The sequence below is a fragment of the Streptomyces justiciae genome, assembly GCF_015163075.1.
Classification (GTDB): Bacteria; Actinomycetota; Actinomycetes; order Streptomycetales; family Streptomycetaceae; genus Streptomyces; species Streptomyces justiciae.
Genome location: NZ_JADDXU010000010.1, coordinates 330914 through 346330, shown reverse-complemented (window position 1 = coordinate 346330; position 15417 = coordinate 330914). Strand labels below are relative to the sequence as shown.

Annotated in this window: 12 protein-coding genes and 1 tRNA gene; 10 read left to right on the top strand and 3 right to left on the bottom strand. The window is 69.9% G+C overall.

Going from position 1 to position 15417, the window contains the following annotated elements:
* Nucleotides 1-11 precede the first annotated feature (11 nt).
* On the bottom strand, nt 12-437 hold the full coding sequence (locus IQ210_RS27800) for a PAS domain S-box protein (RefSeq protein ID WP_194081866.1): 426 nt from the start codon (nt 435-437) through the stop codon (nt 12-14).
* Nucleotides 438-693: 256 nt separating this feature from the next.
* Nucleotides 694-1665, bottom strand: a complete 972-nt coding sequence (locus IQ210_RS27795; RefSeq protein WP_194081865.1) for a 2-dehydropantoate 2-reductase — start codon at nt 1663-1665, stop codon at nt 694-696.
* A 232-nt stretch (nt 1666-1897) separates the two neighbouring features.
* Between IQ210_RS27795 and IQ210_RS27790 the strand changes: the two genes are divergently transcribed.
* The 4 genes from IQ210_RS27790 to IQ210_RS27775 all read left to right on the top strand — a co-directional run bounded on the left by IQ210_RS27790 (nt 1898) and on the right by IQ210_RS27775 (nt 6315).
* The gene (locus IQ210_RS27790; protein WP_194081864.1) at nt 1898-2584 is read left to right on the top strand and encodes a GntR family transcriptional regulator; all 687 of its coding nucleotides are present in this window, start codon (nt 1898-1900) and stop codon (nt 2582-2584) included.
* 164 nt (nt 2585-2748) lie between these two features.
* A tRNA-Leu gene (locus tag IQ210_RS27785) sits at nt 2749-2833 on the top strand.
* Nucleotides 2834-3220: 387 nt separating this feature from the next.
* Nucleotides 3221-5266, top strand: a complete 2046-nt coding sequence (gene fusA, locus IQ210_RS27780) for an elongation factor G (RefSeq protein ID WP_194081863.1) — start codon at nt 3221-3223, stop codon at nt 5264-5266.
* Between the two features lie 134 nt (nt 5267-5400).
* Nucleotides 5401-6315, top strand: a complete 915-nt coding sequence (locus tag IQ210_RS27775) for an LLM class flavin-dependent oxidoreductase (protein WP_194081862.1) — start codon at nt 5401-5403, stop codon at nt 6313-6315.
* A 17-nt stretch (nt 6316-6332) separates the two neighbouring features.
* Here IQ210_RS27775 and IQ210_RS27770 read toward each other — a convergent pair whose 3' ends face one another.
* Entirely contained in the window at nt 6333-8078 is a 1746-nt protein-coding gene (locus IQ210_RS27770) for a coagulation factor 5/8 type domain-containing protein (RefSeq protein WP_194081861.1), read from the bottom strand.
* A gap of 222 nt (nt 8079-8300) precedes the next feature.
* Here IQ210_RS27770 and IQ210_RS27765 point away from each other — a divergent pair, with 222 nt between their 5' ends.
* The 6 genes from IQ210_RS27765 (at nt 8301) to IQ210_RS27740 (ending at nt 15386) form a co-directional block, all read left to right on the top strand.
* On the top strand, nt 8301-9617 hold the full coding sequence (locus IQ210_RS27765) for an ABC transporter substrate-binding protein (RefSeq protein ID WP_194081860.1): 1317 nt from the start codon (nt 8301-8303) through the stop codon (nt 9615-9617).
* A gap of 5 nt (nt 9618-9622) precedes the next feature.
* Entirely contained in the window at nt 9623-10615 is a 993-nt protein-coding gene (locus IQ210_RS27760) for a carbohydrate ABC transporter permease (protein ID WP_194081859.1), read from the top strand.
* Nucleotides 10616-10622: 7 nt separating this feature from the next.
* Nucleotides 10623-11462 carry a carbohydrate ABC transporter permease gene (locus IQ210_RS27755; protein ID WP_194081900.1) on the top strand — a complete coding sequence of 280 codons (840 nt, stop codon included), beginning with the start codon at nt 10623-10625 and terminating at the stop codon, nt 11460-11462.
* A 20-nt stretch (nt 11463-11482) separates the two neighbouring features.
* Nucleotides 11483-12841, top strand: coding sequence for a GH1 family beta-glucosidase (locus tag IQ210_RS27750; RefSeq protein ID WP_194081858.1), 1359 nt, complete (start codon nt 11483-11485; stop codon nt 12839-12841).
* 138 nt (nt 12842-12979) lie between these two features.
* Nucleotides 12980-14398, top strand: coding sequence for an MFS transporter (locus tag IQ210_RS27745; RefSeq protein ID WP_194081857.1), 1419 nt, complete (start codon nt 12980-12982; stop codon nt 14396-14398).
* Between the two features lie 145 nt (nt 14399-14543).
* Nucleotides 14544-15386 carry an alpha/beta fold hydrolase gene (locus IQ210_RS27740; RefSeq protein ID WP_194081856.1) on the top strand — a complete coding sequence of 281 codons (843 nt, stop codon included), beginning with the start codon at nt 14544-14546 and terminating at the stop codon, nt 15384-15386.
* Nucleotides 15387-15417 lie beyond the last annotated feature (31 nt).

The following is a 15417-nucleotide window of genomic DNA, read 5'->3' as shown; positions in this document are numbered from 1 at the left end:
GCGTTGACGGTTCAGACGGTCGCCTCGGCGCGCCGCCGCATCAACTCCCGCTCCCGCTCACGCCGCGCGGTCACGTCCCGGATGACCGCCCCGCAGTACATGTCGCCGTCGGCGGCCGGGAGCATGACCACGCTGAACTCGATGGAGATCCGGCGCCCGTCCGCGGCCAGCGCGGGCACGTTCAGCAGGTCGGCTTCCCCGTACTTGCTGGTCCCGCGGTCCATGGCCTCCTGGAAGCCGTCCCAGTGCCGCTTGCGGTGCTTCTCCGGGATGATGACGTCGAGACTTCGGCCGTCCACATCGGCCGCCGAGAACCCGAAGATGCGCTCCGCGCCTTGGTTCCAGTACCGGATGAGTCCGTCGCCGTCGATGATCACGATGCCGTCGGGCGCCTGGGCGGCCATTCCCAGGACCACCTCGGGATGCAGATCTTCCATGTCGCCTCCGAGCAGGGGCAGTTGGTGCACGCAGTATACAGCCGATCGTATACAGGATTCCAAGACCTTGTGCCGATGAACCCCGGACATGGCTGAGGCGGGACCCTTGCGGCGCAGGGGGCGCTCCCCGCCGCTCAGGGTCCCGCCGCCGTGTCGCGGGGGGCCGGTCAGCCCAGGGTGGCCGCGGCCCGTAGGGCTATGCGGTCCGCTCCCGCGAACACGTTCATGGGACCACCTCGACGCACGATCGGCCGCCTCATGCGGCGGTCTGGTGGGCGAGGAGGTCGCTGAGGGCGTGGATGGTGGTGAGGGTGGGGGTGGGGGTGTGGGTGAGGGTGGCGAGTTCGAGGACGGCGGTGAGGAGGACGTCGAGTTCGAGGGGTTTGCCGGCTTCGAGGTCTTGGAGGGTGCTGGTGCGGTGGTCGCCGACTTTTTCGGCGCCGGCGAGGCGGCGTTCGATGGTGATGTCGGGGTGGCAGTCGAGGGCGTTGGCGACGGCGAGGGTTTCTTCCATCATTTGTTGGATGACGTGGCGGGTGCCGTGGTGGTGGCACATCTGGCGCATGGTGGCGCGGGCGAGGGCGCTGATGGGGTTGAAGGAGGTGTTGCCGAGGAGTTTGAGCCAGATGTCGTTGCGGAGGTCGGTTTCGACGGGGCATTTGAGTCCGCCGGCCTGCATGGCGTGGCTGAAGTCTGTGCAGCGGGGGGAGAGGGTGCGGTCGGGTTCGCCGAGGGAGAAGCGGGTGCCTTCCAGGTGGCGGACCACACCGGGGGCTTCGAGTTCGGTGGCGGCGTAGACGACGCATCCGATGGCCCGTTCGGGGGCGAGCACCTTACTGACCGTCCCGCCGGGGTCGACGCTTTCGAGGCGGCGGCCGTCGTGGGGTCCGCCGTGGGCGTGGAAGTACCACCAGGGGATGCCGTTCTGCGCCGCGATCACAGCGGTGCCGGGGTGGAGGAGGGGTTCGATGAGCGGCCCGCACGCCGCGTACGAGGTGGCCTTCAGCCCCAGGAACACATAGTCGACGGGGCCGACCTCGGCCGGGTCGTCGGTGGCGTGCGCCTTCGCGGTGAAGTCGCCGCGGGGGGAGTGGATTTGGACGCCGTGTTGCCTCATGGCCGCCAGGTGCGGTCCACGGGCTATCAGATGCACGTCGGCGCCTGCGCGGTGCAGGGCGGCGCCGACGTAGGCGCCGATGGCTCCGGCGCCGAGGACTGCGACTTTCATGCTGGGGGAGCTCCGTTCGGTCGAGGGTGTACCGCGGAACCGTCGAGCTGTGTCGACGAAATATTGTCTACAGGATGGAATGAGTGGCAGCAAGACTTCGGCCATCCCGCGGTCCCGCCCGGCGGCCCCAACTCCCCTCCGTCCATGCGGTTGTGCGCCGTAGACTGTAGGCGAAAGCCAATTCATAATTGCCTCCTGCACGCAGCGACGACGCTGACGAGGAGGGGCCGTGATGTTGTCGACGACTGGCCTGCCGCAGGGTGCGGTGCCCAAGCTCGAACGTCCCGGCCCGCTGCGGGACCGTGTCTACGAGGCGCTCCTCGAACTCATCACCACCCGTGCTCTCCAGCCCGGCCAGCATCTGGTCGAGAGCGAGCTCGCCGGGCATCTCGGGGTCTCACGGCAGCCGGTGCGCGAGGCGTTGCAGCGGCTCAGTACCGAGGGGTGGGTGGACCTGCGGCCGGCCCAGGGCGCGTTCGTGCACGAGCCCACCGAGGAAGAAGCCGACCAGCTCCTCACCGTCCGCACCCTGCTGGAGGCCGAGGCGGCCCGGCTCGCCGCGGCCAACGCCGGCAGCGCGGCCATCGCCGCCCTCGAGGAGCTGTGCGCCGAGGGTGAGCGGGCCGTCGCGGCCGACGACGTGGACGGCGCGGTCGCGACGAACGCCCGGCTGCACGCGAAGATCATGGAGCTCGCGGGGAACAAGGTCCTGGCGGAGCTGGCCGCCCAGGTCGACCGGCGGGTCCGCTGGTACTACACGCCGGTCGCACGGCAGCGCGGCCGCCAGTCCTGGATCGAGCACCGCGAACTGATCGCGGCGATCGCGGACCGCGACGAACAGCGGGCGATCGAGGCCATGCGGACCCACACCGAGCAGACGCGGAAGATGTACCACGAGCGGGGGAATCAGCCGCGCTGACGGTAACCGCCCGGTCGCGCAGGGTACGGCCCCGGGGCGCCTTCCGCAGGTGGCGGGGGATGGCCGCCCAGCGCACGGATATGCAGGTGAAAGGCACTCCGAAAGCTTGGTATTGTTGTCCATGTCGCCGCGGGGAACACCCCCGGCCAGGCGGCAGACACCTAGTCCGGGTGGCGGAATGGCAGACGCGCTAGCTTGAGGTGCTAGTGCCCTTTATCGGGCGTGGGGGTTCAAGTCCCCCCTCGGACACAGAGAGTAACCGCAGCTGTGCGGGTCGAGGATCTCCTCGGCCCGCACAGTTGCTTTACGTCGTCTCCACGGCCGTCGAAATAATCAGATGCCGCCCCTCCCGCCCCCTCCCTACACTCACCACGAACCGCACGCCGCCACTGACCGGCGGCGTGCCGTGTGACGAGATCCGTGACGAACGAGGGGAGCCCGGCCGTGTGTGACCGCACCACTGTCGCCGCTTCCCGTACGCGCTACGAGGTGATCCTCGTGTCTCCGGCCGCCCGGCGCCCGCTGCGCGGCCGGTGTCGGATGCCCGTCACGACCTCCTGACGCATCGTCAAGTCGAGTGCTTCGTACGGGAATTGCGCTGCCCTTTTCACGGAACACCTCGAAAGGCCATGGGCCGTGCGTACTCGCATCAACCCTCTCACCACCGTCCGCAACCTGGGCATCCTCGCCCACGTCGACGCCGGTAAGACCACCGTCACCGAGCGGATCCTGTTCGCCACCGGCACCACGCACCGGCGCGGTGAGGTCCACGACGGCACCACCGTCACCGACTTCGACCCGCAGGAACGCGACCGGGGCATCACGATCTTCGCGGCGGCGATCAGCTGTGCCTGGGACGGCCATCGCATCAACCTGATCGACACCCCGGGGCACGTCGACTTCGCCGACGAGGTGGAGCGCTCGCTGCGGGTGCTCGACGGCGCGGTCGCGGTGTTCGACGCCGTCGCGGGCGTGGAGCCGCAGAGCGAGTCCGTCTGGCGGCAGGCCGACCGGTACGGCGTACCGAGGATCGCCTTCGTCAACAAGATGGACCGCGCCGGCGCCGACCTCGACGCCGCCGTCGCCTCCGTCCGGGAGCGGCTGCACCCGGCACCCCTGGTCGTGCAGCTGCCCATCGGTGCGGAGGACGGCTTCCGCGGGGTCGTCGACCTGGTCCGGATGCGGGCGCTGACCTGGGCCGACGGCGGTGACATGGTCGTACAGGAGATCCCGGAGACGCTCGCCGACGAAGCGGCGCGGCGGCGTCGGGTGCTCGAAGAGGCCGTGGCCGAGCTGCATCCGGGGGCGCTGGAGGAGTTCTGCGCCCGGTCGGCGCTCGATGCGCGGACGCTCGGCGAGGCGCTGCGGGACCTCACCCACTCCGGCGACGGGGTCGTGGTCCTGTGCGGATCGGCCTACCGCAACCGTGGTGTCGAACCGCTGCTCGACGCGCTGGTCTCGTATCTGCCGTCGCCGCTCGACGTGCCCGCCGTGCGCGGCACCGGCGAGGACGACGGGCAGGAGCGGGCCGCCGACCCGGCGGCGCCGTTCGCGGGCCTGGTGTTCAAGGTGAACGCCACCCCGACCGGGCGCCTCACCTACCTGCGGATCTACTCCGGAACGATCGAGAAGGGAGACACGGTGTGGGACTCGGGCGTACGGCGCACCGAGCGCATCGGGCGCATCCTGCGGGTGCAGGCCGACCGGCACGCCCAGCTGGAGCGGGCGGTCGCCGGGGACATCGTGGCTGTCGTCGGGCTGAAGGCGGCCCGCGCCGGGTCGACGCTGTGCGCGCCGGACGCGCCGCTCGTCCTCGAACCGCCGAGCGTCGCCGAACCCGTGGTGTCCGTGGCGGTCGAGGCCGTGCGGTCCACCGACACCGACCGGCTGGCCCAGGCGCTTGCCCGGCTGGCCGAGGAGGACCCGTCGCTGGTCGTGCGGACCGACCCGGAGACCGGGCAGACCGTGCTGTCCGGCATGGGCGAACTGCATCTGGAGGTCGCGCTGGAGAAGGTACGGCGTGACCAGGGGCTGGACGTCAACGCCGGGCGGCCGCGGGTGGCCCACCGGGAGACCGTCGGACGCGGCGTGTCCGGGTTCGTGTTCCGGCACGTCAAACAGGACGGCGGGGCAGGGCAGTTCGCCCATGTCGTCCTCGACGTGGAGCCGCTGCCCGTGGACGCCGGGTTCGAGTTCCGCTCGGCCGTCGTCGGCGGGCGGGTGCCGCAGGAGTACGTCCGGGCGGTCGAGGCCGGCTGCCGGGACGCCCTGGCCGAGGGGCCGCTCGGCGGTCACCCCGTGACCGGGCTGCGCGTCACCCTCACCGACGGGGCGACCCATGTGAAGGACTCCTCCGACACGGCCTTCCGCACGGCGGGCCGGTTCGGGCTCCGGGACGCCCTGCGCGCCTGCGCCATGGTGCTCCTCGAACCCGTCGCCGAGGTCACGGTCACCGTGCCCGACACCGCGGTCGGCGGAGTCCTCGGCGACCTCGCGGCCCGGCGCGGCCGGGTCACGGGCTCGGCGGCACGCGCCGGCTCGGCGGTCGTCACGGCCACCGTGCCGCTCGCCGAACTCTTCGGCTACGCAACCCGGTTGCGCAGCCGGACCCAGGGCCGCGGCACGTTCACGGCCCGCCCGACGGGGTATGCCCAGGCGCCGTCCGGGGTGACGGCTGTGTAGTCCTGGGGCTGCGGTCCTAGGACGCAGGTCCCGTTGTCAGTTCGCACCACGGATGAATAACGTTCGTGGTGCGAACTGAAAGGGTGCTCCGGGGGACGGGGTACGCAGTCGACGGGGAGAGGGCGGGGTCCGCCATGTCATTGCAGAAGCCGTTGTTCGGTACGGGGATCAGCACAGCCGTCGGCGACATCGAGGAGTCGCTGCGGCTCGCCGTGCAGGCAGACCGGCAGGGCCTCGACCTGGTCACCGTCTCCGACCACCCCTACTACGCGGCCAGGCTCGATGCGTACGCCCAGGTCGGGGTCGTCCTCGGCCGGACCGAGCGGGTCTCGGCCCTGGTCAGCGTCAGCAACCTGCCCAGCCGCCCCGCGCCGATGCTGGCCCGCACGGTCACCTCGCTGTCCGCGCTGACCGGCGGGCGGCTGGTGCTGGGCATGGGCGCGGGCGGGCTGTGGGACGAGATCGCCCGGCTGGGAGTCGAGCGGCTCGGGCCCGGTGCGGCGGTGCGGGCCTTCGAGGAGGCGGTCACCCTGATCCGCTTGCTCGGCGGTGGCGGTGAACCGGTCACGTTCGAGGGGGAGTTCTACCAGGTGCACGACCTCGAACCGGCCGCGGTCGCGGTGCCGCCGGTGTGGACCGGCTCGGTGGGGCCCAAGTCGCTCGCCGCCACCGGCAGGGTGGCGGACGGCTGGATCCCGGGCCACGCCGCCGACTGGCTGAGCCCGCGTTACCGCGACTCCCGGCCCGTCATCGACGAGGCCGCCTTCAAGGCAGGCCGTGACCCCGCAGACATCGTCACCGTCTACAACCTCCCCGGCGTCATCACCGCAACGCCCGTCGCCGCCCCGCGTGACGCCGATGGCGTGTGGCGGGGCGGCTCGGTGGCGCAGTGGGTCGAGGAACTCACCGGTGCCGTCCTGGAGTTCGGCGCCCACGGGTTCGTCCACTTCCGCGTCGAGGACGGCACCCCGGCCGACGTCACGCTCGGCCGCTGGGCGCAGGAGATCGCCCCGGCGGTGCGGGAGGCCGTGCTGGCCGCCCGCACCTGACGGGCCGTCAAGATCCGTCAGGGGTACGACACCACGGTGGACGGCACGGTCGACGTGCCCGAAGTCGCCGCCCCCGTCTCGTTGATGACGTGCTCGTACTGGCCGTTGCCCCCGAGCGAGACGACCAGCAGATCGTGGAAACGCACTCCCGGCCGGTTCGGGGCGGCGAAGCCGTGGTGCTGCACGATCGTGGGGTCGACGTTGTAGTAGCAATAACTGCCAAGTCCCCAGCCCTCGTGCGCGGTCACCGCGTCGCCGACCCGGTAGGCCGCGTAGCCCTTGACCGAGCCGTTCTGGATGGCGGCCTGGTTCGGGGCGTCGTACGCCTTCTCGTTCTGGAAGAAGATCGTGCGGCCGCGTTCGCCGAACCACTGGACATCGTACTTGTTGAAGTGCTCCACGAACAGGCCGGTGGCGAGGACGTCCGAGCCGTTGACGACCACGCCGTAGTCCGCGCGGTTGGTCTCCCAGCCGACGCCCTCGCCGTGGTCGGCGCGCCAGACCCAGGTGTGGTCGACGAGGGTGTGCCGGTTGTTGATCACTATCGAGGTCGTGGCCTTGCCGGGGCCCGCGCCGCCGATGCGGATGAACACGTCCTGCACGGTGGTGGGGTTGGCGGAGTGGTCCCGCCAGGCGCCGCTCGGGCCGACCTCCAGCAGGGACGCCGAGTTGACCGGCCCGGCGTCGATCAGGAAGCCGGCCAGCCGGACGCCGTCCACGTCGGCGACCTTCAGCGCGGTGACGCCGTTGTCCGGCACGAGCGTCGCGTAACCCAGGCCCAGCACCACGGTGTTGGCGCGGTTGACCTGGATCGGCCGGTCGACGTGGTAGATCCCCGGCGTCAGCAGCAGGTGCAGCCCCTGGGCGAGGGCCTGGTTCAGCGTCGCCGCCGAGACGCCCGGCTTGGCGACGTAGAACCGCGACAGGGGGAGTGAGGTACCGCGAGGCGTGCCGTTGCCCCAGGTCACCCCGCGGGCGTTGGTGCGCAGGGACGGCAGGAAGACCCGGTACTCACTGCCGTTGAGGTACAGGAAGGGCTTCTCGCGGGAGACGGGAGTGGTGTCGAGGGTGGTGTACGGCGGGTTCGGGAAGCTCTGCGCCGGGGCGCCCTCGACGCCCGAGAACACCATGTTCCAGACGCCGTTGAGCCAGCTGCCGATCGCGCTGTCCCGGGTGTACCACTGCTGCTGGGAGTACGGGCCGATCTGACCGTCGATACGGCTGTCGGCGATGTAGCCGCCGCTGGCCCAACCGTAGCCGGAGGGGGCGAGGTTGAGGCCGCCGCGGACGTGCATCCGGCGGAACGGGGCGGCCTGAGCCACCGCCCAGCGGTTGGTGCCGTTGGCCGGGACCAGCGCCAGGTTCTCCGCCGAACGCCAGAAGTTCTGCGTGGCGTTGCCGCCGAACCAGCCCGCGTCGACCGTCACGTCCCCGTTGATGGTCGTGTCGTCGGGGGACAGGCCGAGGCCCGCGATCGAGGTGTAGAAGCCGAGTTGGGCGTTGAGGCCGTGGTAGGTGCCGGGCTTGAAGAGCAGCGCGTAGCGGCCGGTGCCGAACTGGGCCGACTCCTGCTGGGCGAACACCGCGTCCAGCTTCGCCTGGATGTCAGGGGTGTTCGGGTCGAAGACCAGGACGTTCGGGCCGAGGTCACCGCCTCCGGGGAGGGCGTTCGGGCGGCCCCAGGACGGGGTCGCGGACAGGGCGAGGGCGGTGGGGACCGCGGCGCCGAGGACGGTTCTCCGGCTGAGCGGGGACGGACTCATGGGCGGCTCCTTGATCAGGAAGTCCTTGTTCAGGAAGTGAACGACGGAAGGGTTGGGAGCGCTCTCTCGCCGAGGGATGCTTCAGTGTTCAAACGCGGACGTCAAGAGGTGTCGCCGAGTTCAACAAGTGCTGTTCAACCCCTTGACGCGCCGAACTCCTGCGGTTTAACTCACGTCCTAAATTAAGCCGTGAGTGCATTCCCTGAAGGGACACCAGGAGCCATGCGCAGCATCCGAGCCGCGGCCGTAGGCGCCGTCACCATGTCTCTCGCCCTGGCCGCGTCGGCCTGCGGAGGCGGTTCGTCGACCGAGGGCGGGTCCAACGACTCACCCAAGACGCTCACCTACTGGGCCTCCAACCAGGGGGCGAGCATCGAGATCGACAAGAAGGTCCTCCAGCCGGAACTCGACAAGTTCAAGAAGCAGACCGGCATCGAGGTGAAGGTGGAGGTCGTGCCCTGGTCGGATCTCCTCAACCGCATCCTCACGGCGACGACTTCGGGCCAGGGCCCCGACGTCCTGAACATCGGCAACACCTGGAGCGCCTCCCTCCAGGCCACCGGCGCGCTGCTGCCGTGGGACGCGAAGAACTTCGAGGCGATCGGCGGCAAGGACCGCTTCGTCGACTCCGCCCTCGGCTCCACCGGCGCGGAGGGCAAGGACCCGGCCGCGGTACCGCTGTACTCGATGGCGTACGCGCTCTACTACAACAAGAAGATGTTCGCCGACGCGGGCATAGCCCAACCGCCCACCACTTGGGCCGAGTTCGTCGAGGACGGCAAGAAGCTGTCCAAGGGCGGCAAGTGGGCGCTCGGCGTGGAGGGCGCGAACCCCTCGGAGAACATCCACCACGCGGTCGTCTTCGCCAAGCAGCACGGCGGCGACTTCTTCACCGCCGACGGCAAGCCCGACTTCACCAACGACGGGGCGGTCGCCGGCGTCAAGGAGTTCGTCGACCTGATGGCCAAGGACAAGGTCATCGCGCCGGGCAACGCCGAGTACGCGCAGAACCAGTCGGTCAGCGACTTCGCCAAGGGCAAGACCGCGATGCTGCTGTGGCAGTCGGCGTCCGCGAACCTCAAGTCCCAGGGCATGAGCGAGGACTCCTTCGGCATCGCCCCGGTGCCCGTGCAGTCCGGCACCCCCGGCACCGGCACCGGCGTCAACTCGATGGTGATGGGCATCAACCTGGCCGTCTTCAAGAACTCCGACAACCTCGACGGCGCCAAGAAGTTCGTGAAGTTCATGACGAGCGACGCCGAGCAGAAGATCCTCAACACCGCCTACAGCTCCATCCCGCCGGTCAAGGGCGCGCAGGCGGACGCGGCCTTCAACACCCCCGCCAACGGCGTCCTGAAGAACACCCTCGCCACCAGCGCGGTCGCGGCCCCGCAGGTCGCCGACGAGTCGCAGTTCGAGACGGCGGTCGGTACGGCCATCAAGGGCCTGTTCGCCGACGCGGCCGCCGGTCGCGCGGTGACGACCGAGTCGGTGAAGGCGGCCCTGGAGAAGGCCCAGGCGCAGATGCCGGCGGCGTGACCCTGATGACCAGCACTGTCGAACTCCCGGTGCGCAAAGGGGAGTCGGGCGACAAGGCGGCGCACGGACCGCGCCGCCGCGTCCCCGGCCGCATCCGCCGCATCGGACTGCCCTACCTGCTCCTCCTGCCCGCCCTGATCCTCGAACTCCTCGTCCATCTCGTGCCGATGGTCATCGGCATCGTGATGAGCTTCAAGGAACTCACACAGTTCTACATCCGCGACTGGGGCGCCGCCCCCTGGGCCGGCCTCGACAACTTCCGTATGTCGGTGGACTTCGACGCTCCCGTCGGCGAGGCCCTGCTGCACTCCTTCTTCGTCACGGTCGCCTTCACCCTGCTCTCGGTCGGCCTGTGCTGGCTGATCGGCACCGCCGCCGCGATCTGCATGCAGGACACCTTCCGCGGCCGGGGCCTGCTGCGCGCCCTGTTCCTGGTGCCGTACGCCCTGCCGGTCTACGCGGCCGTCATCACCTGGGTGTTCATGTTCCAGCACGACAACGGCCTGGTGAACCACGTCCTGCACGACCAGCTCGGCCTCACCGACAAGCCGTCCTTCTGGCTCATCGGCGACAACAGCTTCATCGCCCTGCTGGTCGTGTCCGTGTGGAAGGGCTGGCCGTTCGCCTTCCTCATCGTCATGGCCGGACTCCAGAACATCCCACGGGAGTTGTACGAAGCCGCCGCCCTCGACGGCGCCGGGATGTGGCAGCAGATCCGCCGCATCACCCTGCCGTCACTGGGCGCCGTCAACCAGGTGCTGATCCTGGTGCTGTTCCTGTGGACGTTCAACGACTTCAACACGCCGTACGTCCTGTTCGGCAAGTCGGCGCCGGAGGCCGCGGACCTCATCTCGGTCCACATCTACCAAGCCTCCTTCGTCACCTGGAACTTCGGCACCGGCTCCGCCATGTCCGTGCTCCTGCTGCTGTTCCTGCTCCTCGTGACGGGCGTGTATCTCGCCGTCACCTCGCGCGGACGGAGGGCGTCGCGTGCCTAGTTCTCCCATGGCGCCCCCGCGGTCCTTCCTGTGGACCCGGCTCGTCTTCCTCACCCTGCTGGCCGGCTTCGTGCTGCTGCCGGTGTACGTGATGATCTCCAGCTCGCTGAAGCCGCTCGCGGATGTCACCGGCAAGTTCCGCTGGATACCGAGTGAGTTGACCTTCCAGCCGTACATCGACATCTGGTCGACGGTGCCGCTCGCCCGGTACTTCGTGAACTCCCTGATCGTGGCGAGCGCGGCCGCCGTCTGCTCGGTGGTCATCGCGGTCTTCTCGGCCTACGCCGTGAGCCGCTACGACTTCCGCGGCAAGCGCGTCTTCACGATCACCGTCCTGTCGACGCAGATGTTCCCCGGCATCCTCTTCCTGCTCCCGCTGTTCCTGATCTACGTCAATATCGGCAACGCCACCGGCATCGCCCTGTTCGGCTCGCGCGGCGGGCTGATCCTGACGTACCTCACCTTCTCGCTGCCGTTCTCGATCTGGATGCTCATCGGGTACTTCGACTCGGTGCCGCGCGACCTGGACGAGGCGGCGCTCGTGGACGGCTGCGGGCCGCTCGGCGCGCTCTTCCGGGTCGTCGTGCCGGCCGCGATCCCCGGCATCGTCGCGGTCACCGTCTACGCGTTCATGACGGCCTGGGGCGAGGTGCTGTTCGCGTCGGTGATGACCAACGACACCACCCGCACCCTCGCCGTCGGCCTCCAGGGCTACTCCACCCTCTACGACGTGTACTGGAACCAGATCATGGCCGCCTCGCTGGTCGTGAGCGTCCCGGTGGTGGCCGGCTTCCTGCTCCTCCAGCGCTATCTCGTCGCCGGGCTCACGGCGGGCGCCGTCAAGTGACCACTCCTGAAAGGACTTTCGTGACCATCGATCTCGCCGCACTCCCGCACGACTTCCTGTGGGGCACGGCCACAGCCGCCTACCAGATCGAGGGAGCCGTGACGGAGGACGGCCGTTCGCCGTCGATCTGGGACACCTTCTCGCACACCCCCGGCAAGGTGGCGAACGGCGACACCGGCGACATCGCCTGCGACCACTACCACCGCTGGCGTGAGGACATCGGTCTGATGCGTCAACTGGGGGCCAACGCCTACCGGTTGTCCGTCGCCTGGCCGAGGGTCGTGCCAGGCGGCGACGGTCCGGTCAATCCCAAGGGCCTCGCGTTCTACGACGAGTTGATCGACGGACTCCTGGCGGCCGGCATCACCCCGTCCGTCACCCTCTACCACTGGGATCTGCCCCAGGCCCTCCAGGACCGCGGCGGCTGGCCCGAGCGCGAGACCGCCGAGCACTTCGCCTCGTACGCCTCGGTCGTGGCCGAGCGACTGGGTGACCGGGTGCACCACTGGACCACCCTCAACGAGCCCCTGTGCTCGGCGTGGATCGGCCACCTGGAAGGGACGATGGCCCCAGGCTGGACCGACCTCACCGCGGCGGTCCGGGCCTCCTACCACCTGCTCTTCGGCCACGGCCTCGCCGCCCAGGCCATCCGCGCGGCCGCTCCCGGCGCCCAGGTCGGCATCGTCAACAACCTCTCTACCGTCCACGCCGCCACCGACCGCCCGGAGGACCTGCGAGCCGCCCGCCGCATGGACGGCCACACCAACCGCTGGTGGCTGGACCCGGTCCACGGCCGCGGCTTCCCGGCGGACATGCGGGAGGTGTACGGCGTCGAACTCCCCGAGAAACCCGGCGACTTGGAGACCATCGCCACCCCGCTCGACTGGCTCGGCCTGAACTACTACTTCCCGCAGACCGTCGCCGACGACCCCAACGGTCCTGCCCCGTACGTCCGTTCCGTCCGCCGGACCGGCGTCCCCCGCACCGGCATGGACTGGGAGATCGACGCGAGCGGCATCGAGACCCTGCTGCTCCGCCTCACCGACGACTACGGCGCCCGCAAGCTGTACGTCACCGAGAACGGCTCGGCCTACCCGGACGTCGTACGCCCCGACGGCACGATCGACGACCCCGAGCGGCAGGACTACCTGACCCGGCACCTCGCCGCCTGCGCCTCCGCCGCCCGCAAGGGCGCCCCGCTGGCCGGCTATTTCGCCTGGTCGCTGCTCGACAACTTCGAGTGGGCCTACGGCTACGACAAGCGGTTCGGACTCGTCCACGTCGACTACCGCACCCAGACCCGCACGATCAAGGGCTCAGGCCACCGGTACGCGGAGATCATCCGGGCACACCGGGGACGGGAGCGGCACGCGGCATAAGCGGCGGACGGGGCCGGAAGTCCCTGCTCATCGGGGTCCTAGGGCGGTTCGTGGTCGCGCCCTAGGACCCTGATGTCCCCCTTGCCGCGAGAGGAGGCTGAAGAAGCAAGGACAACCTCCTCACCACCAGGAACAGCCATGCCTGCCGTACATGAAGCGACGACCACGGTCGCCGGGCGGTCGTACGACCTCGCCCAGTACCGGCCCGGCCGGGACATCACCGACTGGGAGCCCGAGAACGAGCTCTTCTGGAACTCCGTGGGGAAGCGGGTCGCCCGGCGGAACCTCTGGATCGCCGTCCCGGCCCTGCTCGTCGCCTTCGTGGTGTGGCAGGTGTGGAGCGTCACCGCCACCAACCTCGCCGACGTCGGCTTCTCCTTCACCACCTCGCAGCTGTTCTGGCTGACCGCGATACCCGGCCTGACCGGCGGCACGGCCCGGATCATCTACACCTTCCTGGGCCCGAGGACCGGCCAGCGCACCTTCACCGCGCTGTCCACCGTCGTCCTGATCGTCCCGCTGATCTGGCTGGGGTACGCGATCCAGGACACCGCCACGTCCTTCACCACCATGGCCACGATCGCCGCCCTGTGCGGCATCGGCGGCGCCAACTTCTCCTCCTCCCTCGCCAACATCGGCTTCTTCTTCCCCAAGAGCGAGAAGGGCAACGCCACCGGCATCAACGGCGGCCTCGGCAACCTCGGTGTCTCCGTCGTCCAGCTGCTGACCCCGATCGTCATCACCAGCTCGGTCATCGCGATCGGCTCCGGCCAGGCCAACACCAGGACCGGCGAGACGGTGTACCTCCAGAACGCGGCCTTCGTCTGGGTCCCGGTCCTTCTTGTCCTCGCCGCCGTCGCCTGGTTCGGCCAGAACAACCTCAAGACCGCGTCCACGTCCTTCGCCCAGCAGAAGGTCATCTTCCGCCGCAAGCACACCTGGGTGATGACCTGGCTCTACGTCGGCACCTTCGGCTCCTTCATCGGCTTCGCCGCCGCCCTGCCGATGCTGATCAAGACCACCTTCCCGGCCTACTCCGTCGCCACCTACGCCTGGATGGGCCCGGCCCTCGGCGCCCTCGCCCGCTGGGCCGGCGGCTGGATCGCCGACAAGCTGGGCGGCGCCCGCGTCACGATCCTCTCCTTCGTCGGCATGGCCGCCTCGATCATCGGCGTGATCAACTTCCTGCCGAGCGGCGGCGACGGCGGCAACTTCGTGGGCTTCTTCGCCTGCTTCCTCGCCGCGTTCTTCTTCTCCGGCATCGGCAACGGCTCGACGTTCCGCCAGATCCCCGTCATCTTCCGCACCAAGCACCTCAAGGGCCTGACCAAGGGCACCCCGGAGTACACCAAGGCCCTCCGCCAGACCGAGATGGAAGCGGGCGCGGTCACCGGCTTCACCGCCGCCGTCGCCGCCTACGGCTTCTTCTTCATCCCGGCCCTGTTCGCCAACTTCGCGGTGACCAGCGCGATGTGGGGCTTCGTGGCCTTCTACGTCACCTGCATCGGGGTGACTTGGTGGTACTACGCGCGTGAGGGGGCGGAGTCGCCGAGCTGAGGGGTCGTACACCTCGGAGAGGGGCCGGGCGGATGGATCGCCCGGCCCCTTCGGGGTTGCCGGGGCGGAGGATTCCCCAGGGTGCCGTGCCGGGCCAGGCGCTTATTGCTTTGCCGCAGGTGAGGACCGCTGAAAGGCTCACCCCATGCCTACCTTCAACGCCCCCGACGGCACCGTCCTCGCCTACCACGCCACCGGCGACGGCCCGCCCCTGATCTGCCTCCCCGGCGGCCCCATGCAGGCCTCCGCCTACCTCGGCGACCTGGGCGGCCTCACCGCCCACCGCACCCTGATCCGCCTGGACCTGAGGGGCACGGGCGACTCGGCGACGCCGACGGACCCGGCGTCGTACCGCTGCGACCGACTGGTGCACGACGCCGAGGCACTGCGGAAGGAACTGGGCCTGGAGCGGGTGGACCTGCTGGCGCACAGCGCCGGCGCGAACCTCGCGGCCCTCTACACGACCCACCACCCCGACCGGGTCGCACGCCTCGCCCTGATCACGCCGAGCGTGTACGCGGCCGGCATCGACATCGCCGCCGAGGACCGGTTGGGGGCCGCGCGGCTGCGCCGGGACGAGGAGTGGTTCGGCGCGGCGTACGCGGCGCTGGAGGCGGTGACCGAGGGGCGCGCGGCGGGTGACGACTGGGAGGCCATCGCCCCGTTCTGGTTCGCGCGCTGGGACGAGGAGGCGCGGGCCGTGCGGGCGGCCGAGGCGGAGCAGCGCAATGGTGAGGCGGCGGCGGTGTACGGCTCGGAGGGGGCCTTCGATCCGGAGGCGACGCGGGCGGCGCTGGCGGGGTTCGAGGGGCGGGTGCTGGTGCTGGCGGGGGAGGTGGACGTGGCCGCGCCGCCGCGGGCGATGGGGGAGTATGCGGGGCTGTTCGCGGAGGGTGAGTTGGTGGTGCAGGCGGGGGCGGCGCACTTTCCGTGGCTGGACGACGCGGGCAGCTTTGTGAGCGCGGTGGAGGGCTTTCTGGGGGCCTGAGAGCGGAGGCTGAGCGTGGGATGGATGGCAG

Excerpts from the sequence above, each read along its gene's own strand:
- IQ210_RS27775 (WP_194081862.1), top strand. The coding sequence starts at position 5,401 with ATGTCATTGCAGAAGCCGTTGTTCGGTACGGGGATCAGCACAGCCGTC.
- IQ210_RS27800 (WP_194081866.1), bottom strand. The coding sequence starts at position 437 with ATGGAAGATCTGCATCCCGAGGTGGTCCTGGGAATGGCCGCCCAGGCG.
- IQ210_RS27740 (WP_194081856.1), top strand. The coding sequence starts at position 14,544 with ATGCCTACCTTCAACGCCCCCGACGGCACCGTCCTCGCCTACCACGCC.
- IQ210_RS27795 (WP_194081865.1), bottom strand. The coding sequence starts at position 1,665 with ATGAAAGTCGCAGTCCTCGGCGCCGGAGCCATCGGCGCCTACGTCGGC.
- IQ210_RS27770 (WP_194081861.1), bottom strand. The coding sequence starts at position 8,078 with ATGAGTCCGTCCCCGCTCAGCCGGAGAACCGTCCTCGGCGCCGCGGTC.
- IQ210_RS27745 (WP_194081857.1), top strand. The coding sequence starts at position 12,980 with ATGCCTGCCGTACATGAAGCGACGACCACGGTCGCCGGGCGGTCGTAC.
- IQ210_RS27765 (WP_194081860.1), top strand. The coding sequence starts at position 8,301 with ATGCGCAGCATCCGAGCCGCGGCCGTAGGCGCCGTCACCATGTCTCTC.
- IQ210_RS27755 (WP_194081900.1), top strand. The coding sequence starts at position 10,623 with ATGGCGCCCCCGCGGTCCTTCCTGTGGACCCGGCTCGTCTTCCTCACC.
- IQ210_RS27760 (WP_194081859.1), top strand. The coding sequence starts at position 9,623 with ATGACCAGCACTGTCGAACTCCCGGTGCGCAAAGGGGAGTCGGGCGAC.
- IQ210_RS27790 (WP_194081864.1), top strand. The coding sequence starts at position 1,898 with ATGTTGTCGACGACTGGCCTGCCGCAGGGTGCGGTGCCCAAGCTCGAA.